Origin of the sequence: Erwinia sp. BNK-24-b (assembly GCF_047456155.1) — a bacterium.
GTDB classification, from domain to species: Bacteria; Pseudomonadota; Gammaproteobacteria; order Enterobacterales; family Enterobacteriaceae; genus Erwinia; species Erwinia phyllosphaerae.
In genome coordinates this window covers 2666184-2685204 of the sequence record NZ_CP179901.1, presented here as the reverse complement: position 1 = coordinate 2685204, position 19021 = coordinate 2666184, and the positions used below count along the sequence as shown (strand labels likewise).

Annotated in this window: 22 protein-coding genes; 12 read left to right on the top strand and 10 right to left on the bottom strand. The window is 51.5% G+C overall.

The genetic code is table 11. The features are described from left to right. Positions 1-12: 12 nt before the first annotated feature. Genes ACMGGR_RS12100 through tcyN form a run of 4 tightly spaced genes read left to right on the top strand, consistent with a single transcriptional unit; the run spans position 13 to position 3277 of the window. A complete protein-coding gene (locus ACMGGR_RS12100) occupies positions 13-999 on the top strand; it encodes a D-cysteine desulfhydrase (RefSeq protein WP_246758986.1) in 987 nt (328 codons plus the stop codon). Positions 1000-1059: 60 nt separating this feature from the next. Beyond that, positions 1060-1860, top strand: coding sequence for a cystine ABC transporter substrate-binding protein (gene tcyJ / locus ACMGGR_RS12095; protein ID WP_414146983.1), 801 nt, complete (start codon positions 1060-1062; stop codon positions 1858-1860). Further along, the gene (gene tcyL / locus ACMGGR_RS12090) at positions 1860-2528 is read left to right on the top strand and encodes a cystine ABC transporter permease (protein WP_246758988.1); all 669 of its coding nucleotides are present in this window, start codon (positions 1860-1862) and stop codon (positions 2526-2528) included. The genes tcyJ and tcyL overlap by 1 nt, the downstream gene beginning before the upstream one ends. Continuing rightward, positions 2525-3277: an L-cystine ABC transporter ATP-binding protein TcyN gene (gene tcyN, locus ACMGGR_RS12085; RefSeq protein WP_246758989.1), complete on the top strand. Its 753-nt coding sequence runs from the start codon at positions 2525-2527 to the stop codon at positions 3275-3277. Before tcyL ends, tcyN begins: the two co-directional genes overlap by 4 nt. 38 nt (positions 3278-3315) lie before the next feature. Here tcyN and ACMGGR_RS12080 read toward each other — a convergent pair whose 3' ends face one another. The 3 genes from ACMGGR_RS12080 to ACMGGR_RS12070 form a co-directional block, all read right to left on the bottom strand. Continuing rightward, positions 3316-4641, bottom strand: a complete 1326-nt coding sequence (locus ACMGGR_RS12080; protein ID WP_414146982.1) for an HlyD family type I secretion periplasmic adaptor subunit — start codon at positions 4639-4641, stop codon at positions 3316-3318. A gap of 35 nt (positions 4642-4676) precedes the next feature. After that, positions 4677-6365 (bottom strand): type I secretion system permease/ATPase, encoded by a 1689-nt coding sequence (locus ACMGGR_RS12075; protein WP_414146981.1) that lies wholly within the window; start codon positions 6363-6365, stop codon positions 4677-4679. A gap of 91 nt (positions 6366-6456) precedes the next feature. After that, a complete protein-coding gene (locus ACMGGR_RS12070; RefSeq protein WP_414146980.1) occupies positions 6457-8292 on the bottom strand; it encodes a polyurethanase in 1836 nt (611 codons plus the stop codon). 762 nt (positions 8293-9054) lie between these two features. Here ACMGGR_RS12070 and ACMGGR_RS12065 point away from each other — a divergent pair. Continuing rightward, positions 9055-10137 carry an acyltransferase family protein gene (locus tag ACMGGR_RS12065; RefSeq protein WP_414146979.1) on the top strand — a complete coding sequence of 361 codons (1083 nt, stop codon included), beginning with the start codon at positions 9055-9057 and terminating at the stop codon, positions 10135-10137. A 119-nt stretch (positions 10138-10256) separates the two neighbouring features. Here the strand turns inward: ACMGGR_RS12065 and ACMGGR_RS12060 are convergent, their stop codons facing one another. The 3 genes from ACMGGR_RS12060 to ACMGGR_RS12050 form a co-directional block, all read right to left on the bottom strand. Then, on the bottom strand, positions 10257-11021 hold the full coding sequence (locus tag ACMGGR_RS12060) for an SDR family NAD(P)-dependent oxidoreductase (RefSeq protein ID WP_246758998.1): 765 nt from the start codon (positions 11019-11021) through the stop codon (positions 10257-10259). A 112-nt stretch (positions 11022-11133) separates the two neighbouring features. Further along, positions 11134-11625, bottom strand: coding sequence for a GNAT family N-acetyltransferase (locus ACMGGR_RS12055; protein ID WP_414146978.1), 492 nt, complete (start codon positions 11623-11625; stop codon positions 11134-11136). A gap of 10 nt (positions 11626-11635) precedes the next feature. Further along, complete coding sequence (locus ACMGGR_RS12050) at positions 11636-11779, bottom strand: hypothetical protein (RefSeq protein WP_246759001.1); 144 nt, start codon at positions 11777-11779, stop codon at positions 11636-11638. Positions 11780-12516: 737 nt separating this feature from the next. On the opposite strand from ACMGGR_RS12050, the gene ACMGGR_RS12045 reads away from it, so the two are divergent. The 3 genes from ACMGGR_RS12045 to ACMGGR_RS12035 all read left to right on the top strand — a co-directional run bounded on the left by ACMGGR_RS12045 (position 12517) and on the right by ACMGGR_RS12035 (position 13930). Continuing rightward, positions 12517-12897, top strand: a complete 381-nt coding sequence (locus tag ACMGGR_RS12045; RefSeq protein WP_246759002.1) for a putative holin — start codon at positions 12517-12519, stop codon at positions 12895-12897. Then, positions 12884-13177, top strand: a complete 294-nt coding sequence (locus ACMGGR_RS12040; protein WP_246759003.1) for a phage holin family protein — start codon at positions 12884-12886, stop codon at positions 13175-13177. The genes ACMGGR_RS12045 and ACMGGR_RS12040 overlap by 14 nt, the downstream gene beginning before the upstream one ends. A gap of 552 nt (positions 13178-13729) precedes the next feature. Then, the gene (locus tag ACMGGR_RS12035) at positions 13730-13930 is read left to right on the top strand and encodes a hypothetical protein (protein WP_246759005.1); all 201 of its coding nucleotides are present in this window, start codon (positions 13730-13732) and stop codon (positions 13928-13930) included. 3 nt (positions 13931-13933) lie between these two features. Here the strand turns inward: ACMGGR_RS12035 and ACMGGR_RS12030 are convergent, their stop codons facing one another. Together ACMGGR_RS12030 and ACMGGR_RS12025 are read right to left on the bottom strand one after the other, a co-directional pair. After that, positions 13934-14173 (bottom strand): hypothetical protein, encoded by a 240-nt coding sequence (locus ACMGGR_RS12030; protein ID WP_246759006.1) that lies wholly within the window; start codon positions 14171-14173, stop codon positions 13934-13936. Between the two features lie 301 nt (positions 14174-14474). After that, positions 14475-14720, bottom strand: coding sequence for a DinI-like family protein (locus ACMGGR_RS12025; protein WP_246759007.1), 246 nt, complete (start codon positions 14718-14720; stop codon positions 14475-14477). A 191-nt stretch (positions 14721-14911) separates the two neighbouring features. Between ACMGGR_RS12025 and ACMGGR_RS12020 the strand changes: the two genes are divergently transcribed. From ACMGGR_RS12020 to ACMGGR_RS12005, 4 genes are all read left to right on the top strand, one after another. After that, positions 14912-15127: a YgdI/YgdR family lipoprotein gene (locus tag ACMGGR_RS12020; RefSeq protein ID WP_246759009.1), complete on the top strand. Its 216-nt coding sequence runs from the start codon at positions 14912-14914 to the stop codon at positions 15125-15127. A 95-nt stretch (positions 15128-15222) separates the two neighbouring features. Then, on the top strand, positions 15223-15627 hold the full coding sequence (locus ACMGGR_RS12015) for a hypothetical protein (RefSeq protein WP_414146977.1): 405 nt from the start codon (positions 15223-15225) through the stop codon (positions 15625-15627). Between the two features lie 76 nt (positions 15628-15703). Next, a complete protein-coding gene (locus tag ACMGGR_RS12010; RefSeq protein WP_414146976.1) occupies positions 15704-16864 on the top strand; it encodes an L-dopachrome tautomerase-related protein in 1161 nt (386 codons plus the stop codon). A gap of 19 nt (positions 16865-16883) precedes the next feature. Beyond that, on the top strand, positions 16884-17291 hold the full coding sequence (locus ACMGGR_RS12005) for a GNAT family N-acetyltransferase (RefSeq protein WP_414146975.1): 408 nt from the start codon (positions 16884-16886) through the stop codon (positions 17289-17291). 7 nt (positions 17292-17298) lie between these two features. On the opposite strand, the gene ACMGGR_RS12000 is transcribed toward ACMGGR_RS12005, so the two are convergent. After that, on the bottom strand, positions 17299-17961 hold the full coding sequence (locus ACMGGR_RS12000) for an MBL fold metallo-hydrolase (protein ID WP_414146974.1): 663 nt from the start codon (positions 17959-17961) through the stop codon (positions 17299-17301). Between the two features lie 16 nt (positions 17962-17977). Then, complete coding sequence (ldcA, locus tag ACMGGR_RS11995; protein ID WP_246759299.1) at positions 17978-18889, bottom strand: muramoyltetrapeptide carboxypeptidase; 912 nt, start codon at positions 18887-18889, stop codon at positions 17978-17980. Positions 18890-19021: the final 132 nt, after the last annotated feature.

Here is a 19021-nt window from a genome sequence, read left to right as displayed (position 1 = left end):
GTGGAGGCCGCGTTGTCCTTACATCTTTTACACTCTTTTCCCCGGCTGGAACTGCTCGGCGCTCCGACGCCTCTTGAGCACCTTCCTCGTCTTTCCGACTATGTCGGCCGCGATATCTTTATTAAACGTGACGACGTCACGCCTGTTGCGCTGGGCGGTAATAAGCTGCGCAAGCTGGAGTTCCTGGCGGCAGATGCGCTGCGCCAGGGGGCCGACGTTCTGCTTACTGCGGGTGCCATTCAGTCAAATCACGTTCGCCAGACGGCGGCGGTGGCGGCAAAGCTTGGCCTGAAGTGCGTCGCTCTCCTGGAAAATCCCGGGATCACCGGGATTGAAAATTACCTTTCTAACGGCAATCGTTTATTGCTGGATCTTCTGGATGCAGAAGTGGTTATGGTGGATGCGCTGCACGATCCTGCTGCACAGATGGCCGAACACGCCACGCGGCTGGAGGCTCAGGGCTTCCGGCCTTATATCGTACCGGTTGGTGGATCTAACGCCCTGGGCGCGCTCGGGTACGTAGAATGTGCTCAAGAAATTGCCCATCAGAGCGAAGGCGTGGTAGATTTCGCCGCAGTCGTAGTCGCTTCCGGCAGTGCAGGAACCCATGCGGGACTGGCCGTCGGGCTGGAACAGCTGCTGCCGGAAACGGAGCTGGTGGGCGTCACCGTCTCGCGTAAGATCGCCGAACAACAACCAAAAGTGGTAAGTATTCAGCAGGAGCTGGCGGCCTCGCTGGAACTAAAAGCGCAGGCGCCTGTTACCTTATGGGATGACTACTTTGCGCCGGGCTACGGTATGCCGAGCGAAGAGGGCATTGAGGCGATCAAACTGCTGGCAAGGCTGGAAGGAATCTTCCTTGACCCGGTCTATACTGGCAAAGCGATGGCTGGGCTGCTCGACGGCATCACGCAGAAACGTTTTCGCCGCGAAGGCCCGATTCTGTTTATACATACGGGCGGCTCGCCTGCGCTGTTTGCTTATCATCCTGTAGGTTGAAACCGCCGTGGACTGCGGCTCAAATAACAAATGACTATGGTCTCTCAACATGGAGTGCTTATGAATTTTTCTCTGGTTCGTCGTCAACTGGTGCTAGGTGTGATGTCGCTGGCCCTGGTTGCTGGTGTCACCACTAAAACCTTTGCTGCAGAAAATCTGCTGAACAAAGTAAAAGAGCGCGGCACGCTGCTGGTCGGGCTGGAAGGCACCTATCCGCCGTTCAGCTTTCAGGATGAAAACGGCAAGCTGGCCGGTTTTGAAGTCGACTTCGCCAACGCGCTGGCACAGCATCTGGGCGTAAAGGCCAGCCTTAAGCCGACCAAATGGGATGGCATGCTGGCTTCATTAGATTCAAAGCGTATTGATGTGGTGATCAATCAGGTCACTATCTCTGACGAACGCAAAAAGAAATATGATTTCTCCACGCCGTACACCATCTCTGGTATTCAGGCGCTGACCAAAGCCGACAAGGCCGACAGCATCACTAAGCCTGCCGATCTCAGCGGCAAGAAAGTGGGCCTGGGTCTGGGCACCAACTACGAACAGTGGCTGCGTGAAAACGTGAAGGGTGTGGATATCCGTACCTATGATGACGACCCAACTAAATATCAGGATCTGCGCGTAGGCCGTATTGACGCGATTCTGGTCGATCGCCTGGCCGCGCTGGACCTGGTGAAGAAAACCGGTAAAACGCTGGCGGTAGCCGGTCCGGCCTTCTCCCGTCAGGAAGCGGGCGTAGCGCTACGTAAGGGCAACCCTGACATGCTGGCCGCCATCGATAAAGCGATTGCAGAGATGCAGCAGGACGGTTCGCTGGCGAAAATTTCTGACAAGTGGTTTGGCGTGGACGTAACTAAATAATGCAGGAAAGTTTACAACTGGTGCTGGATTCAGCACCTTTTTTATTAAAGGGCGCGCTGTTTACCTTACAGCTCAGCATTGGCGGCATGTTCTTTGGCCTGCTGCTGGGCTTTGTTCTGGCGATGATGCGTTTGTCGCACTTCTGGCCGATAGCCTGGCTGTCACGTTTTTACGTGTCGATCTTTCGCGGTACGCCGCTGATTGCCCAGCTGTTTATGATCTACTACGGCCTGCCGCAGTTTGGTATTGAGCTGGATCCTGTTCCCTCCGCGATGATTGGCCTGTCGCTGAATACTGCCGCTTATGCTTCTGAATCGCTGCGTGGCGCTATCGCCGCCATTGAACGCGGTCAGTGGGAGGCGGCTGCCAGCATCGGCATGACTCGCTGGCAGACTTTGCGTCGCGTTATCCTGCCGCAGGCCGCTCGTACAGCGCTGCCGCCGCTCGGCAACAGCTTTATCAGCCTGGTTAAAGACACCTCGCTGGCCGCCACGATTCAGGTGCCTGAATTGTTTCGCCAGGCGCAGCTGATTACGTCGCGTACGCTGGAAGTTTTCACCATGTATCTGGCGGCCTCGCTGATTTACTGGGTCATGGCAACGCTGCTTTCCGTACTGCAAAGCAGGCTGGAAAACCACGTTAATCGCCAGGATCGGGAGGCAAAATGAGTACCATTGAAGTCAACAGGCTGGTAAAGAAGTTTAACGGCCAGACGGTGCTGCACGGCATCGATCTGGAAGTTGCGGCCGGCGAAGTTGTGGCGATTATCGGGCCAAGCGGCTCAGGCAAAACCACCTTATTGCGCAGCATCAACCTGCTGGAAACGCCGGATAGCGGCACCATTAAGGTGGGCGATATCCTGATTGATGCCGCAGAAAGCCTCAACCGGCAGAAAGAGCAGGTGCGTCGCCTGCGTCAGCAGGTCGGCTTTGTCTTTCAAAACTTTAATCTGTTTCCGCATCGCTCGGTGATGGAAAATATTATTGAAGGGCCAACCATCGTCAAGGGCGAGGCGAAAGCAGAGGCGATAGCGCGCGCACGTGAACTGCTGCAAAAGGTGGGCTTAGAGGGCAAGGAAGAGAGCTATCCGCGTCGGCTTTCCGGCGGCCAGCAGCAGCGCGTGGCCATTGCACGCGCGCTGGCCATGCGCCCCGAGGTCATTCTGTTTGACGAACCAACCTCCGCGCTGGACCCGGAGCTGGTAGGTGAAGTGCTGAACACTATCCGTGCGCTGGCGCAGGAGAACCGCACTATGGTCATCGTTACGCATGAAATGAGCTTTGCGCGTGACGTGGCCGATCGCGCCATCTTTATGGATCAGGGCAGAATTGTTGAGCAGGGCGCAGCGAAAGCGCTATTCAGCAATCCGCAGCAGCCGCGCACCCGCCAGTTTCTGGAAAAGTTTTTAAACGCCTGATGCAGTAAGGTGCCTGCATCACCCCATGATGCAGGCATTTACTCTTCCGTCATCGCCGTAGCGACACGATCCAGAATCGGCCTGAATAAATAGTTCATCAATGAACGCGACCCCGTATTGATAAAGACTTCCGCCGTCATGCCCGGCCTGATGTGATGTCTGGCCAGCAGCGCTTTTCCTTTCGCGGTGATAGCTATCTGTATGGGATAAAAAGCTGCGCCTGTACTGCTGTCGGTCAGGCTGTCGGCGGACACCATAATGAGTTCGCCAGGAATCTTAGGGGTAGTGTTCTGGTTAAAGGCGCTGAACAGCAAGGTCACAGGCAGGCCGGGATGGACTTTATCAATCAGGTTGACGGGCAGTCTGGCTTCGACAATCAGCGCCTCATTATCGGGCACTATCGCCATCAGATGTTCCCCTGCCTGTACAACGCCTCCTTCGGTAAAAACAGTGAGTCCAAGCACTGTGCCGCTGACCGGCGCGGTAATCAGAGTGTTATCGATATCGATATCAGCAATGCTGAGCTGGTGGCGAGAATCGGTAATTTCCTGCTGGTTTTCCGCCAGCTTCGTATAAATCTCTTTCTGCCTGTCGGCAAGCAGCTGTGTCATCCGTAGCTCGGTCTCCTGCTGCTGTTTGCGCAGCTGGTCGACGTGGCCTTTCATTTCCAGAAACTCGCTCTCAACCCTGGCATAGTCGCGCTGAACGTCCAGATAAGCATGGCGAGGCAGATGGCCCGCCGCCGCAAGTTTTTTAAGCGTAGCGGCCTGTTCACGCAAAGTAGCCAGCTGCTGGCTTTTGCTGGCCGTCGATTGCTGTAATCCCTCTCTTTGTGAGAGTAGTACGGCTATCGACTGCCTGGCGATAGCCATTTCACCTGTCAGCGCCCGGCGACGCGATTGCAGCAGCTGGCGCTGAAGCTCAAGCAGCGCTTTTACCGCAGGACGCGCTTTTTCTTTTTCCAGTACGGCAGATAAAACAGGTTCTTCCGCGTCGGCTTCTTCAGCCAGCAGACGGCTTTGCGTTATCAGTAAGGAAAGATAGCGGCCGTATAGCGACTGCTGCCGGGCAATAACCTGCTGCTGACGAAGCCTGACCAGCGTCTGTCCGACTGTCACCCGATCGCCTTCTTTCACGCCAAGCTTCTCCACAATCCCGGTACTAAAAGCCTGAACGGCTTTGCGATTGCCGGCTACAACCACCGTGCCCGTTGTCGCCACCCCCTTATCCAACGGCGCAAACGTGGCCCAAAGAATAAAGCTAAAAAAACCGGCGATTGCCGTCAGCCAGCCTGTGCGCAGCCAGGCACGCTCGTTATGGGGAAGAAAAGTTGGGCTGGCATCAGCCCGCTCGCTAAACATCATAAAATCCTTTCAGGTCAATCCGTAAGCCCGAACTGCTAACGAGAGTTTCTGACATCTGGCACGGTTTCTGCCTGCCGTAATTTCTGCATAATATCGCGGGTGGCACCAAAAACGCTGGGCGTACCCTGACAAAGCAGCAGCAGTTTAGTGGTCAGATTAAGCTGTGCCGGACGATGAGTAACCAGCACCACCGTTTTATTAAGCGCCTTGAGCCGCCGAAGGGTTTGACTGAGTTCCTGCTCGCCTGCGTTATCAAGGCTGGCGTCAGGTTCGTCCAGGACAATGAGCGTGGGGTCACCATATAGCGCGCGAGCCAGCGCGATACGCTGCATTTGTCCTCCGGATAAACCTGTTCCGCTATGGCCTACAGGGGTTTCATAGCCTTGTGGCAGCGACAGGATCAGTTCATGCACGCCAGCCAGACGGGCAGCGGCAATAACCTGTGCAGCATCGGGCTGGTTAAAGCGGGCAATATTTTCCGCAACGGTGCCGGAAAAAAGCGCAATATTTTGCGGCAGATAACCGATATGCGGCCCCAGATTTTCAGGGCTCCACTGCGATATATCTGCATTATCTAATTGCAGCCTGCCTGCGGAAAGCGGCACGATGCCGACTAACATGCGGGCAAGCGTGGATTTACCCGAAGCGCCCGGGCCAACTACGCCTAACACATCTCCTGGTTTTAAAGCGAAGCTGACGGAGGGTAACAGTCCCCCAGAGGCAATCCTGTCGGCGCTGATAAAGCCTTTGGGCACCGGCAAAGTAAAAGTTTTAGCCGGCGGCGGCACGGCTTTCAGCAACGCGTTTAAACGTTGCCAGGCAAGACGGGCGTTACCCCAGCTTTTCCAGGCGTTAATAATTTGGTCGACGGGAGCCAGCGTACGGCCCATCAGTATCGACCCCGCTATCATCATGCCTGGCGTTATCTGGCCAGCCAGCGCCAGCCACGCGCCCCAACCTAATACCAGCGACTGGAGCAGCAAACGCAGATTTTTACTCAGCGTCGAAAGGATTGCCGCGCGCTGGCTGGCCACGGACTGCTGATACAGAAAGCGGTGATGAAGAGCGAGCCAGCGCTGATGCAGAGCAGGCAACATCCCCATCGCCCTGATGACCTCAGCGTGAGACAGATCTCTGTTAAGCTGGCTATTGGCCGAACCTGCCAGCTTGCCCGCGCTGGCCAGAGGCGTACGGGTTACGGCTTCATGGATGACCGCCAGCGCAATCAACAGCAGAGCGCCCAGCAACGCCAGCAGGCCAAGCCAGCTGTTAAAAAGAAAGATCAGCAGCAAATAGACGGGAAACCAGGGAAGATCAAAAAAGGCAAACAGCGCATTGCCGGTTAAAAACTGGCGTAGCGTGGTCAGATCGTGCAGCCTCTGGCCCGCATCGGCTGTCCCCGACTGAAGATTCGCCTGAGCCGCAGCCATATAAACCCGGTGGTTCAACCTGAGGTCGAAGCGGTTACCAAGACAAATCAACGTCATGTTGCGAGCATACTCCAACAGGCCCATTACCACGCAAATGCCCGGCATAATTAGCGTTAACATGAGCAGGGTCATCTCATTTCCGGAAGGCAAAACCCGATCGTAGACCTGTAACATATAAATTGAAGGAGCCAGCATCATTAAATTTATCAGGGCGCTAAAAAAAGCCAGCGACCAGAATATGCTGCCGTGTTCGCGGATAATCCGCATAATTTCATTTTCTTGTAATGTTGCCATAGGGCTGAGGCTGCCTTATTACAGTCAAAAATCAGACCCGAAAAATCGGGCCTGAAAATAAAGCTTAATGAAGCGGGAAAATAGGTGTTATTCAGGCAACAATAATATGCCCGTCTGCAAAAATATTTTGGTTTATCCCAACCAGGGTAACGCTGTTTTCGCCAAAGCTGAAGATGGCGTTTCCCTCATCAAACGTCAGGCTATTTTCCTCTGTTGCGCCAGCTACCCCCATAAATATCAGCTTGTCGCTGGCGTTATAGCCATACAGCACGTCGTTACCAAAGTTGCCGGTGAACAGAAAACTGTTATCGCTGCCGTGGCTGTAGAGCGTATCATCGCCTTCACCGCCGACAAAAGTTGTTCCTCCTGTGGCCGCGCCGGTCAAAACATCATCACCTTGCAGGCCGAACAGCCAGCTGCCTGCTTTATGCGCGGTCAGGCTGTTAGCGTCGGCATCGCCGGTAGTTGAATCGGCATATAAGGTCAGGAGGTTGCCAGAGCGCAATCCTTCACTCGTTACCTGATGATCTTTATTTTGACTCCACAACCACATAAAAGACTCTCTGGAGCGCAGGGTGTGAATATCCTGTGCCAGCGTCAATCCGCCATCCGCCTCGCGTAGATAAAGCGTGGAGCCGTCCCATGCTACCTCGCTGTCACTTAACGCATGCCGTAAATCAAGCTTATTATCGCCTTCGCCGCCAAGAATAATGTTATAACCGCCTGCATCACGGAAGGTATCGTTACCCGCTCCCCCTTCCAGGTAGTCATTACCTTCTCCGCCAGCGAGTAAATCATTGCCTTCGCTCCCTAATATAAAGGTAGGCCCGCTGTGCGGCAGGGCGGATTTATTCAGATCGGTTACCCAGGTATTTTCTCGGAAGGCATCTGAAAGATTAGCGGTAATGACCGTAGAGTCTCTCTCCATCAGCGCATAAAATTCTGAATTGATGATACGGGACAGGCTTGTTTCGTAGAAAAAAGGCATATGCGATAGCCAGCTCGCCGGGTTTAAAATGGACAGGGGTGTTAATCCCCAAAGCGTAGAGGCATAGAAATCATTGAAGTTGACGATATTGTCGGTGCTGCTGTCATGTGGCGTATCATGCACCCCGAGCGTTTCCCATGTGAAATCTGTGCCGTTAAGCACGCGGAATACCGGATCGTTTTCAAAGCCAATGTTCAGGACCTTCCCATTTTCGGTTTGAGTCGGAGAGGCAAGGGCAATACAGGCTGCATCAGCATAAAATCCATTCCAGCAGCTTTCGCTCAGCGCAGAGACGCTGTTAACCAACAGGCCGCCCAAACTGTGGCCCGTCACCACCACGTCATTGCCGCTTAAGCCATTTTTTTGCGCGTAGTCGGCCACCTTTTCTAACAGGTTCCCAAAGGCGTGATACGTAAAGTTGTTACTATAGTCGGCGGGGAAGAGTGCGGCTTTGATATCGTTAACGACGTCGCCGACCGTATCCAGTATGGATTCGCCACGTGGCGCGCCGGTACCGCGGAAAGCGATACCTATTTGTATCAGGTTGCCGCTGTCGTCATATTTCCCCATGATTTCAGCCTGGTTGGTGCTGTAACCCGCTTTTTCACCATAAAAGGTGCCATGGGCATTGGTTTTCCCCTGGTAGCCCAGCTCTTCGGCGCTGAGAATAGACCATCCTGCCTGCCTGGTTTTTTCCTGGGCTGCTGCCTCAGAATCTGGATTCCAGGGAATGCCTGAAATAATACCCTGAGAAGCAGTATTACCAAAAAGCGCTTTGATTAACGTTAGCGGGAGGCCTGCGCCAAAACCATATTGCTGGTATCCGCAGGAAAAACCATCACTGAAATTATGATAACTATAGGTACTAAGAGCATAAGCATCAGCTATTAGTGCTGTAGATTTTTCCTCACCATAACCAGTAAGGCTAAATATAGCCATGTTATAATCCTTTATTTTATCAGGGCCGCGTAATAGTAAAATCTCTTTATTGTTAGTCAATAGTTTTAACTGACTTTGTTTGGTGGTATCCACTCAATTGCCGCTACTAATTTCTGGTAAATAGCCGTTCATAGCTAACAAAGATTTCTAATGCCCACGGCAAATGAAAAGCATATTACTCAGCTAATGGCGGGAGTTAATAAAGTCACGGCATTAACTATCTATAACTTTTTATTATGCTTTTCCGTTATTATTCTATGGTAATTAAATGTAATACTGTTTATGCGTTCTAAACTTTATCTTTATAATATTTTGATTTTTTTCAATTAAAAACAAAGATTTGAGTCGATCCTCTCGGTGAGGGTTAGTCAGGCTTTTCGGCATTTAAGAAAAACCTCATGGTAATCATTTGCCTTAAGAGGAATAATCGGACTGTTCCTTTAAGTTGCGAAATGGCCGGCTGTCATAAGATCTTGATGATAATGTAAACTTTACCTGCTTTAAAATAGTGGCGTTGTTAATGAATATTATTCATTTCGCTCTTTTATCACAACAAAGCGTTATACAGTAGAAAAAGAGCAATAGCGCTGGCAAACCTAAAGCAAACTGTTAACAGCCCTCAGTCGCTGATTTTAGTGCCTGTGTTTGAAGATGGTTTTACCGTTTTCTGATAATAATTCCCCTGCGCCAGATAATAGCATCTGAAATCACACGCATTGCGACCTCATGCTGTCCAGATAAATTACCGTCGGAGTGATCCTGATGAATAGTACGCATAAGCCGGATATCGCCTGGATAAATAGTCTGAAAGGCATCTGCATATTACTTGTTGTTTTATATCATATTATATTGCCAGGCTATGCTGAGATGACCGGGCATCTGATCGCCGGCTGGCTACCCGCCAAATTGTGGCTGGCTTTTAATCAGTACCTTTCTCCGCTACGCATGCCTGCTTTTTTCTTTGTCTCAGGTTTACTGGCAACGAATGGCATTATAAACCGTTCATGGAAGCAGGTTTTTACCAGTCGCGTAGTTAATCTTTTCTATCTCTATTTCCTGTGGGGCATTATTCAGTGGCTGATGATCCGTGGTGTCTCCAGCGAAATTATGGGAGAACAGCTTTCTAAGAATACCAATGCTGCCTGGGCGGATACGCCGCTGGAGTCCGTAAAACTCATGCTGCTGGCGATGAGTTCAAGCTGGTATTTATATGCGCTTGGTCTGTTTTTCATTTTTGCCAAACTGTTGCGCGAACAAAAATTCGCCATGATGACGATTGCAGTAGGGTTAAATTACGCTGCCGTAATGAAACTCTTTCCCGGCTGGGGTCCACAAAGCGTCGCCCAGTATTTGGTTTTCTTTCTGCTGGGCACCTTCTATAGCAGCCTTGTATTGCGCTGGAGCGAATGGCATCGTGACAATTTGGTGCCCTGGGCCGCGCTGGCGGTACTTTCGCTGATCCACGCGACGCTGGGCATAGCGCATAGCCTGTTTCTGTGCGTTATGGCCATTTTACTCTCTGTCGCGGCCTGTCGAACGCTGAACCGCTATTTCTCATTACGCTGGCTAAACTGGCTGGGCAGAAATACGCTACAAATCTACGTGCTGCACCGCATTTTTATCGAATTTTTTGGGATGTCGTCGATTCTGTTTGCCGAACATCATCATTTGTTTGCCAGCAAAGCATTTTCGATGCTGTGGGCGGTGGGATACCCGGTAGCAATGATGGCGTTGTGCGCAGGCTGTTCGGTAGGGGTCTGGTCGCTACTTAATCGAGGTATCGGTAAGAATCTGTTTATCTTCCCGAGCCTGCTGCGCAGAAGCTTAACGGCCGAGCGGGGATAAACTAAGCGACCTGGGTTAGCATGATGCTAAAACGCTGGAATAAGGCCGGACAAGCGCTTCTGTTTGTCGATGCGTGGCCTGTCTGAAAAAAAGAGGCGGCAAATTATGCCGCCTCTTTTTTACGCCTGTTTTGGCTGGCCGTTGGAAGCGGTAATCCCACCATCAACGGGCAGGTTGACGCCGGTAATGTATTTAGCGTCTTCGCTGGCAAGAAAGGCGATGGCGCTGGCAATATCATCCGGCTCACCCGCACGGGCCAGTGGAATACGCTCATAAAATTTGTTCAGCAGCTGCTGATTGTCTTTCATCTCTTCCGTCAGATCGGTAAACGTAAAGCCGGGACAGATGGCATTGACGCGCACGCCATCTTCGCCATAATCCATCGCCAGCGAGCGGGTAAAGTTAGTGACTGCCCCTTTGGCCGCGTTATAAACGCTCATGCCCCAGTCGCCGCCCAAGCCTGAAACGGAAGAGATATTCACCACGTTGCCTTTGCTTTTGAGCAACGCGGGCATAAAGTAATGTACGCAATAAAAAACGCCATCCAGATCGACCTTCATCAGTTTTTTCCAGTCGTCCAGGCCAATTTCATGAATGCGTCCCTGCACAATCTGGCCAGCGTTGTTGACCAGCACATCGACGCGACCATATTTGTCCGTCACGGTTTGCGCCAGTTTTTCTACCTGTTCCGCCTCACCGACATCGCAAGGCGCAACCAGATGCTCACCCTGGGTCAGTTTTGCCAGCGTTTTATCCAGCTTCTCTTTGGTGCGGCCGACCAGCACTACCGATGCGCCTTCACGGGCAAAACGCTCGGCCGCTGCCTGACCAATTCCGGAGCCTGCTCCGGTTACCACGACAACTTTTTGCTGAAAACGGGCCATCTCAATCTCCTGGTTAAATAAATAAACACGCTGTTAAACCTGGCAGGCCTGAGGTGAAACGCAAGCCGCATTGCGGTTATGAGTGTTTATTTGCTTGATCGTTAAACGATTTTTAATCAGGGCGCCGGTAAGCGTTTTCTTGAGTTAAATCAGCCTGCATATCCATGCAGCGTAGATCGCCCGCCAGCGCCGAATGAAAGAGGGTTTCTCTTAGCAGCTTAAAGCCGTGGCGCTGATAAAAGGAGACGGCGTTAGGCGTAGCGGCCAGCGTTAATGAAGCGATACCTCTGGAACGCGCTTCGGTTTTGATCGCCTCGAGGATTTGCGTGGCATAGCCGTTACCCATAAATGCCGGGAGCGTAAAAATGGCCTCGACGCTTTGCTGCTTTATGTCCAGAAAGCCGGTGGCGACAGGAAAGCCGGGCGTATCTATTACGAAAAAGGGATTCTGGCTGATGGCCCGCAGATAGCCAGAAGGCATACAGTCCGGCGTCCAGGCAATAACGGCTTTTTCGCCATAGTCTTCTTTACAGCCGTAGCGCACGGCCTGATTACGGATTTGCCATAGTGCTTCTGCTTCTTCCAGCCGTGCCAGTCTTACCATTTTCTCTCCTTCAGTACAGGCGATGACGCATCATAAAGAGCGCAAATTCATACAGCATGTCTTCAAGCTTGATACGCACAGGAAAAGATAAAGCGATAAAAAATACGGCAACGATCAGCAAAATCGCACAGCCCGCCAGAATGAAACGCAGCATTGTCACCTCTCAGTGACGCTGGAAAGGATCATCCAGTGCCAGCAGGATAAGTTACACAGATAAAGCCATAACGGCATAACGCGTCGCCAGGAAAGCTGTGTTTTAACAGACCCGGACAGTGCCTGTCTCGGCGTACGCGCTATCGCTTTAAAAAGTATTGAGTGGAAAACTCTTTCTTTCAACGATTTATTTGCATCAGTTTCCATAAAAGCGCCAGCGGCAGATATGACCTGCTCTGTCAGAGTTGCCAGGCAGGGCAGCCAGGGTAACAACCTTTATAACTGGAAACTTTGTCGACCATCATTTCCTGACGTTATTACGTAACGTTTTCAGGTAAACCAGCAAAATAATACTGTGGAATCATACAGCTCACACCCTGACAGAGTCGCGTAATTTGATAAACTACTGGCCATAGAGGCGGGCAGCAACCGGGCGTATTTCCACCGTCTTTTATGGTCGCTTGCAAAAAGATTCATGGAGGCGGCAGCAGGCGACCCAAGGCAGTAAACAAGAAAAAAAGAGCGCTTTCGGCCGACGTTTATCAGACCACATGCTAAAGCATTATCGCTTTGCTAATCAGCACCAAATAAATTTGCAGAGTGCTCACGCGTACGCAAATCCCGCGCTAAGTTATGTACATCGACTACTCCAGCGATGATAAATCGATTTTTATTCCTGGCGCGGGCCAGTTTTTTTCTCGTCCATTTGAGAAGACGCTGAAGCAGAAAGGGGGCTTTATGTTCATTCATGAAATGGTGGTTAGCATCGGTGCGGTAACTTCAGCCGGAGCGAGTGTGGCGAGTCAGTTAGGGGGCATGAATTACAGCGTGCTGTTTGGCGCTTTCGCAGGATCGGTATTTTACGTTGCGGGCGCAGTTGATATCGCTTTACGGGTAAGAGCTGCTTACTTTGTTGTCTCCTGGATTGTTGGCGTTTTTGGTTCTGGCGTCGTCGGGGCAAAACTGGCCAGCGTTCTGGGCTACAGCGACAGGCCACTGGATGGACTGGGGGCCGTATTACTTTCTGCTCTGGCTATTAAAACCTTAACGTTCTTTAACCAGCAGGATCCCGTTGCCTGGCTGGCCCGGCTAAAAGGAGGTTTCCATGGTAACAAATGACCCCATGGTGATTGCTAACGTGGTCACCTGCTCGGCGATAGCGTTGCGGCTAATGTTTTTCCGCAAACCCGGCGCACATCATGAGTATTGGGCATCCTGGCTGGCTTACATGCTCGTACTCGCCTATGGCTCTATCCCATTCCGCTATTTTTTTGATCATTACGATCATACTAACTGGGCATCGTTGGCGATAAATCTTGTCATTGCCGCCGCAGTATTTCGCTCTAAGGGCAACGTGGCGATAATCCTTGCTGTGCTGCGCCCCAAAAAAAGTCACTGACCCTCTGCCAGTCGCGCTCGTATCGCGGCTGGCATGCTTGCCCTTATTTAGAATGGCGCTGGTCGTATAGTGCCTGCTGCAAAATAATCTTCTGACTTAAAGGAAATTATTCCGCTTGTGATTATCCTGGCGGTAATTGATTGCGACATAAATATATTGAATGCAACTAATATAACCTGTTGAATTAAGATAACTATCGTTAACTTCCCGAATGTTTTATAAGTAAAAAAACGGAATCAGGCTTTTTGGCGGGCCAAGGGAAAATTCTGTAGAAACGTTTTGTAATGGGTGATTTTTCTTAATTAAGCAAAAGTGAACGATTTCCTTACACTATTTCCCGCAGGTAGACGATAATCCACAAAATGTTCTCTTTTTAGAGCCAGGAAAAATCTGTTTTTGCCGCTGAAAAACCTTATATTGCTGTCTAAAAGAGCGTTTAAAGAAAAAAATGCATAAAAAAGGCTCATTAATTAAATTTATAAAAAATCAAGGGTTGAGATGCTCAGCCATTGCTCAGTAAAATAGGGCCAAAACTCAAATCAGGAGAATTTCGTGTCAGAAGCTGCGTATGATTATCATCCGGATCAACTGGAAGAAGCGAAGAACATTGCTTTGGGGTGGCGAATTATAGGCCAGATGGAACCGCAAACGCTGGAGGATGCCATTCAGATGTTGCGAGACAGTTCGGCCTATGCCGCTCAGGTCTACGATCTGCTTTACGCCGAAATCGCTCAGCGCAAGAAAAACGGTTAATACTCAAACCGTTAGCATTCGTACAGCGGCACGATAACGCAGCCAGGTCTCCCAACATTTTTGCGGGTCGATATCACCGTATCCGCAAAAAGGATCCATATTTTTCGCGATACCGTCCGGCACGGAAACCGTTGTTGTGCTGTCCCGAATCTTTTCTACTTCCTGCCTGGTCAGTGAGGTTCCTTTTCTGCATTCCGCATCCATTAACAGGCCCGTTAGCGGAGGTATACAAATAACAGCCATAGCCTTTCTCTTCATTCTGTCTGGTCTTATTTCACTCTTCGGCACGCTATCAGGAAACTTTAATTAAATATCCCTGTAACAATATTAAAGTTTTCGTTAACTTAATTTTAACATTAAGTGTGATTTTTTTTAAAGAGAGGAGAAGCGTTATGCGCGGGGACGGATTTTATTTAAAAAAATGCCCGCAAAGAGAAACTGCGGGCCAACACCAGGGAAACTTGTCAATAGAGCAGGGCATGCCGGTCGCAAATGGCAACCGCATATGGATGAGTAGGGCAAAATAACAATCAGGTGCTGACTTTCAGAACTCTTCAGCAATTAACCACTGATCGGCCTCGTCAAACATCTCTTCAATAATTCTCAACATTACCGATTTGTCATTTTTACTGGCATCGGTTTTGACGCCGTTGGCCTGCATCGGTTTAACTTTTACTTCGGCATCGGGGAAAACACGCCCGATACGTTTTGTGAGTTCATCTAAAATCAGCTGCTGCGCGTTGGGTAAGCCCGCAACGTTGCGCTTATCGTAAATCAGTTCAACAAACATGGGGATCATCCTGGTTATAAATGCTGGATAAAAATACAGTTATTTTGGCGCGGCTTCAACTGAAATTTGTTGATGGCGGCGATAACTTTCCTTATCTGGTCTGAACTTAAGCGCGATTATATCGCCATAATCGTCAAAGGATGCCCGACACAAATACTACACTTGCGGGTATTTACTAACGGAGAGAAAAGATGAACAAAATGCTACTTTTTCCACTGATTGCCGCTGCGGTACTCCTGACGGGCTGTACCAGCAATCATGTTTTGCACATGCGTGACGGCAGCACCAGGGTAGTAGAGGGCAAGCCGGAAAAGGATAAAGCGACAGGTATGGTTATCTATAAGGATGAAAACGGCGTGCAGCAGGCGGTTAATCAGGATGATATTAAGGAAATGAGCGGGTTATAGGGAAGACCAGGTCTGTTCTGATTGTGACAATTGCGCTACATGGGCAGGATAATGTGCCAGACTAAAAAATTATATCTGCCCGGAGAATCCTGCTCATGTTTCGTTTATTCGCTGTCGGAAGCCTGTTGGCCTGTTCTTTTTTTGCTCACGCTTCCGATTCCGCCGAGCCCATGCAAAACAGCGAGTATCAAATAAGCTGCGCCGGACGTCCGACCATGACCGTCACCAACGCGCAGTATGGGCTGACTACCATCCTATGGGCGGGCGATAACTTTCAAATCGCGTCCGGCAGTCAGCAGTCCCATACGGATAGTGGCGATAAGGTTGAGATCGTGCTGTTCCGCAACGGCGACCAGATGGTGATAAACAAAAGCAGCAACGAAACCTTCTTTTCCTATAACGGCCAGAAAAAGCTGGTTTCCTGTAGCCGTACGAGCGAACGGGAAAACAGTACGGTGACGCTACAGCGTACCGATGCCTCCGGCAACGTCGAATCCTGACGGTAAACCAGTCTGCTCCTATACTCATACCTTCTGCAATACCGCAGCTATGCGGTTAATAAGCAAGGAGGAGTAGATGAATCGACGCCAGTTTTGCCGCGCTTCGCTGGTTACTACCGGGGCGCTGGCCTTCAGTAGTTCGCTGGTGCAAGCCGCAACTAATTATGGTCTGAGCAAAGGGCTGGGCCCGGAGCTGCAGCAGGTCGCTGCGCTGCCCTGGGTGTGTAATGCAGTTGCAGTCACCCGTAATAACCGCATCTTTGTCGGCCTGCCGCGCTGGCCCGGCAGCGAAAACTCCCCTTCGGTGGCCGAAGTGATGCCTGACGGCCAGCTAAAACCTTTTCCCGGCGGTGAATGGAACAGCTGGCAGCCTGGCAATCCCGGCACCGATGCTTTTGTCATGGTTAACACCATCCATATCTTTGACGATGACACGCTATGGGTAGTGGATCAGGGCGATAAAAAGCTGGGCCGCGATGCGCAGAAAATTTTGCAGTTTGATATGACCGGCAAGCTGCTGCGTAAAATTACCTTTGATGAAAAAACGCTGCCGGAAAACGGCACCATTAACGATCTGCGGCTGGACGCCGGAAACGCCTATTTCACCGATTCCGGGCTGGGTGGTCTGATCGTCGTCAACCTTAAAACCGGCAAGGCGCTGCGTAAGCTTTCTGCTCATCCGTTGACGTTAATGTGTAACGACAGGCCGCCCATCGGGGATAACGGCTATATGATGCAGGACAAAACCGGCGCGCCAGTGAAGGTACACTCCGATCCGCTGGAGATCAGTCCGGACGGGCAGTGGCTCTATTTTCAGGCACTGACCGGACCGCTCTATCGTGTTCCTACGCGCGGACTGCGCGATGAAACGCTAAGCGATAGCGAGCTGGCCCAGCAGGTGCAATACGTCTACGATACGCCAACGCTGGTGGGCACCGCGATGGACAGCAAAGGGAATCTGTATATGGCCGAATTTCTTCGGCCCCGGATCACTATGCTGTCGCCGGATGGCAAGCTCAGCGTGGTAATTGAAGACGATCGTATCTGGGGGCCGGATGCGCTGTTTATTACCTGGCAGCGCGAGCTTTATATTCCTTGCCCGCAGCTTGGGCGGATGGCCTTTAAACGCGGACCCGACGGCAAAGATCGGGTGCAAAAGCCGTGGCGAATTTACCGCGTGCCGCTGCCGGAAAGCTTTGGTGAGCGGCAAAAAGTGCCGCCGGTCTGGAACGGTTAGTTAATGAGAGAGCGGAAAAATGGAATTGATTTTAACGGATAAGCCTGGGGCAGATGATTTGGCAGAAATCGAGGCCGAACTCTTTGCCTTTAATTCACAATTTATCGATAAGCCGGTAAGCCTTGCCGTTTTTATATGCGGGCCGGATGGCAAAAAGCTGGCTGGCCTGACCGGGTCAACCGTAGGTGACTGGTTGCGTATTAATATGCTGTGGGTCAGTGATACCCTGCGCGGGCAGGGGACGGGAAGCGCACTGATACAGGCTGCGGAAGAGGAAGCCCGCAGGCGCGGCTGTCTGTATGCTCAGGTAGATACGGCCAGCTTTCAGGCCAGGCCTTTTTACGAAAAGAAGGGATACGTGGTGCGGTTTGTCCTGGACAATTATCCGCGCGTTCATCAGCGATTTTACTTAACGAAAGCGCTTTAGCCCGTCGCTATTCTCCCGGCCGCTGGCGCAAATCCAGCGGCGCATTTTCTGCCTCGTCCAGCAGCGACAGCCAGTCGCGCACCGTCACTTCCTGCCATGAAAGATGACCGCGGGTCGTACTCATTAGCACCACGTCCGGCCGTAAGGCACGATAAAATTCCAGCGTGCGCTTTAAGTCAGCTTCGTTGCTTTCCGGCACCAGCACGGTTATCCAGCGATCGTGGCTAAGGCAGATGGTATCACCCACAAACAGATAGGTTTTGCCATAAGGTGAAGCATACAGATAGGTCGTACTGCCGGGCGTATGGCCGGGCGTCGGCACCACGTGAAAACTGCCGCAGTGAACTTCGGCCTGATTAAAGGTGTCGTCCGCTTCGGCAAACGAGCTGACCGCGCCAAGCGCACGGTTATGGCAGTAGAGCGCTGAATTAAAGCGCTGCTGGAGCAGTTGCGTACCCGGGCCAGCTTCATGCCAGTGGGTAAGATAGTGACGGAAGATACCGCCAAGATCCTGAATAACGTGATGATCTTCCGGGTTTTCTACGCGGGAAATCAGCACGTTGCCGCGATTAAGCTGCAGCAAAAAGCCATGCATCATCAGTTCCGGATCTTTTTCGCCCAGCGGAAATTCTGGCGTGGAAACCCACAGATCTTCATACAGCTGCTTCATGTATACTCCAGAATGCCTAACGCAGGACGGGATGTCCCGATAGGGTCAGCGTAGCGGTGGAGCCTTCTACCTGTAGATGCCCCTGAGCGCCAAGGGGTAGCGTAACGGTATTCCAGTGATGACCAAATTCCAGGCCGCTAACCACGGGCAGGCCGGTAAGCTGCCGAATCAGCGTCCATACGCTGTTAAAATCGTAACCGCTGTCGTAATCAGTCAGTTTTACACCGGTAAAGCTGCCGGCGACAATGGCTTTCTGGCGCGCCAGCACGCCATGCTGGGCCAGCTGTAGCAGCATTCTTTCCGTACGGAAGGGATGCTCATTGATATCCTCGATCACCAGAATACCGCCGGTAATTGTCGGCAGCCACGGCGTACCGATAAGGGAAGTGAGCATCGCCAGATTGCCACCCCACACCGTACCGGCAACGTCTAACTGCTGCGGCTCCGTTTGCCATTCTAACGTCAGTTCTGGCGAAGTCAGCGCGCGCCAGAAGTGCTCGATGGTAAAATCAGATAAAACCTCTGCGCCAAAATTGCTCGCCAACATCGGGCCGCTAAAGGTCTGCGCGCCTTGCTGCAGCAGCGCCATCTGAATCACCGTAAAATCACTGTGCCCGCAAATAGCCATCGGCCGATCGCGTAACCGCGCCGCCAGCGCGGCGGCATCAAAGTCGGGCAGCAGCCGGGTAGCGCCGTAGCCGCCGCGTACCGGCATGACGATATCCGCCTCGGTAGTCAGCAGATCTAGATCTTGCAGCCGCTGCTGGTCATTACCGGCAAAGCGCTGGTCGCGGCGCTCTATCACCTGCGTGTTATTAACCCGATGGCCCTGCGCCTGCAGGCGCTGTACGCCAAGCAGCGCTGCCTGCTGGTTCTGACAATAGCCAGAAGGTGCAATCAGATGAAAAATGCGTGGGATAACGGACATAATCTTCACTTTTATCCTTTACTGGCTAAATAATGACTTTATTTCAACGAGTTTTGCCTGCCGTCAAGGATAGCAGGCCACAAGCTTAAGCGGCCCGAACAAATTTTATGCGGGCTTAGTGAATTATTTTGT

What these genes read in the sequence shown, in the direction of transcription:
- tcyJ (WP_414146983.1), top strand. Translation starts at nt 1,060, where the DNA reads ATGAATTTTTCTCTGGTTCGTCGTCAACTGGTGCTAGGTGTGATGTCG.
- tcyL (WP_246758988.1), top strand. Translation starts at nt 1,860, where the DNA reads ATGCAGGAAAGTTTACAACTGGTGCTGGATTCAGCACCTTTTTTATTA.
- tcyN (WP_246758989.1), top strand. Translation starts at nt 2,525, where the DNA reads ATGAGTACCATTGAAGTCAACAGGCTGGTAAAGAAGTTTAACGGCCAG.
- ACMGGR_RS12080 (WP_414146982.1), bottom strand. Translation starts at nt 4,641, where the DNA reads ATGATGTTTAGCGAGCGGGCTGATGCCAGCCCAACTTTTCTTCCCCAT.
- ACMGGR_RS12075 (WP_414146981.1), bottom strand. Translation starts at nt 6,365, where the DNA reads ATGGCAACATTACAAGAAAATGAAATTATGCGGATTATCCGCGAACAC.
- ACMGGR_RS12070 (WP_414146980.1), bottom strand. Translation starts at nt 8,292, where the DNA reads ATGGCTATATTTAGCCTTACTGGTTATGGTGAGGAAAAATCTACAGCA.
- ACMGGR_RS12065 (WP_414146979.1), top strand. Translation starts at nt 9,055, where the DNA reads ATGAATAGTACGCATAAGCCGGATATCGCCTGGATAAATAGTCTGAAA.
- ACMGGR_RS12060 (WP_246758998.1), bottom strand. Translation starts at nt 11,021, where the DNA reads ATGGCCCGTTTTCAGCAAAAAGTTGTCGTGGTAACCGGAGCAGGCTCC.
- ACMGGR_RS12055 (WP_414146978.1), bottom strand. Translation starts at nt 11,625, where the DNA reads ATGGTAAGACTGGCACGGCTGGAAGAAGCAGAAGCACTATGGCAAATC.
- ACMGGR_RS12050 (WP_246759001.1), bottom strand. Translation starts at nt 11,779, where the DNA reads ATGCTGCGTTTCATTCTGGCGGGCTGTGCGATTTTGCTGATCGTTGCC.
- ACMGGR_RS12045 (WP_246759002.1), top strand. Translation starts at nt 12,517, where the DNA reads ATGTTCATTCATGAAATGGTGGTTAGCATCGGTGCGGTAACTTCAGCC.
- ACMGGR_RS12040 (WP_246759003.1), top strand. Translation starts at nt 12,884, where the DNA reads ATGGTAACAAATGACCCCATGGTGATTGCTAACGTGGTCACCTGCTCG.
- ACMGGR_RS12030 (WP_246759006.1), bottom strand. Translation starts at nt 14,173, where the DNA reads ATGGCTGTTATTTGTATACCTCCGCTAACGGGCCTGTTAATGGATGCG.
- ACMGGR_RS12025 (WP_246759007.1), bottom strand. Translation starts at nt 14,720, where the DNA reads ATGTTTGTTGAACTGATTTACGATAAGCGCAACGTTGCGGGCTTACCC.
- ACMGGR_RS12020 (WP_246759009.1), top strand. Translation starts at nt 14,912, where the DNA reads ATGAACAAAATGCTACTTTTTCCACTGATTGCCGCTGCGGTACTCCTG.
- ACMGGR_RS12015 (WP_414146977.1), top strand. Translation starts at nt 15,223, where the DNA reads ATGTTTCGTTTATTCGCTGTCGGAAGCCTGTTGGCCTGTTCTTTTTTT.
- ACMGGR_RS12010 (WP_414146976.1), top strand. Translation starts at nt 15,704, where the DNA reads ATGAATCGACGCCAGTTTTGCCGCGCTTCGCTGGTTACTACCGGGGCG.
- ACMGGR_RS12005 (WP_414146975.1), top strand. Translation starts at nt 16,884, where the DNA reads ATGGAATTGATTTTAACGGATAAGCCTGGGGCAGATGATTTGGCAGAA.
- ACMGGR_RS12000 (WP_414146974.1), bottom strand. Translation starts at nt 17,961, where the DNA reads ATGAAGCAGCTGTATGAAGATCTGTGGGTTTCCACGCCAGAATTTCCG.
- ldcA (WP_246759299.1), bottom strand. Translation starts at nt 18,889, where the DNA reads ATGTCCGTTATCCCACGCATTTTTCATCTGATTGCACCTTCTGGCTAT.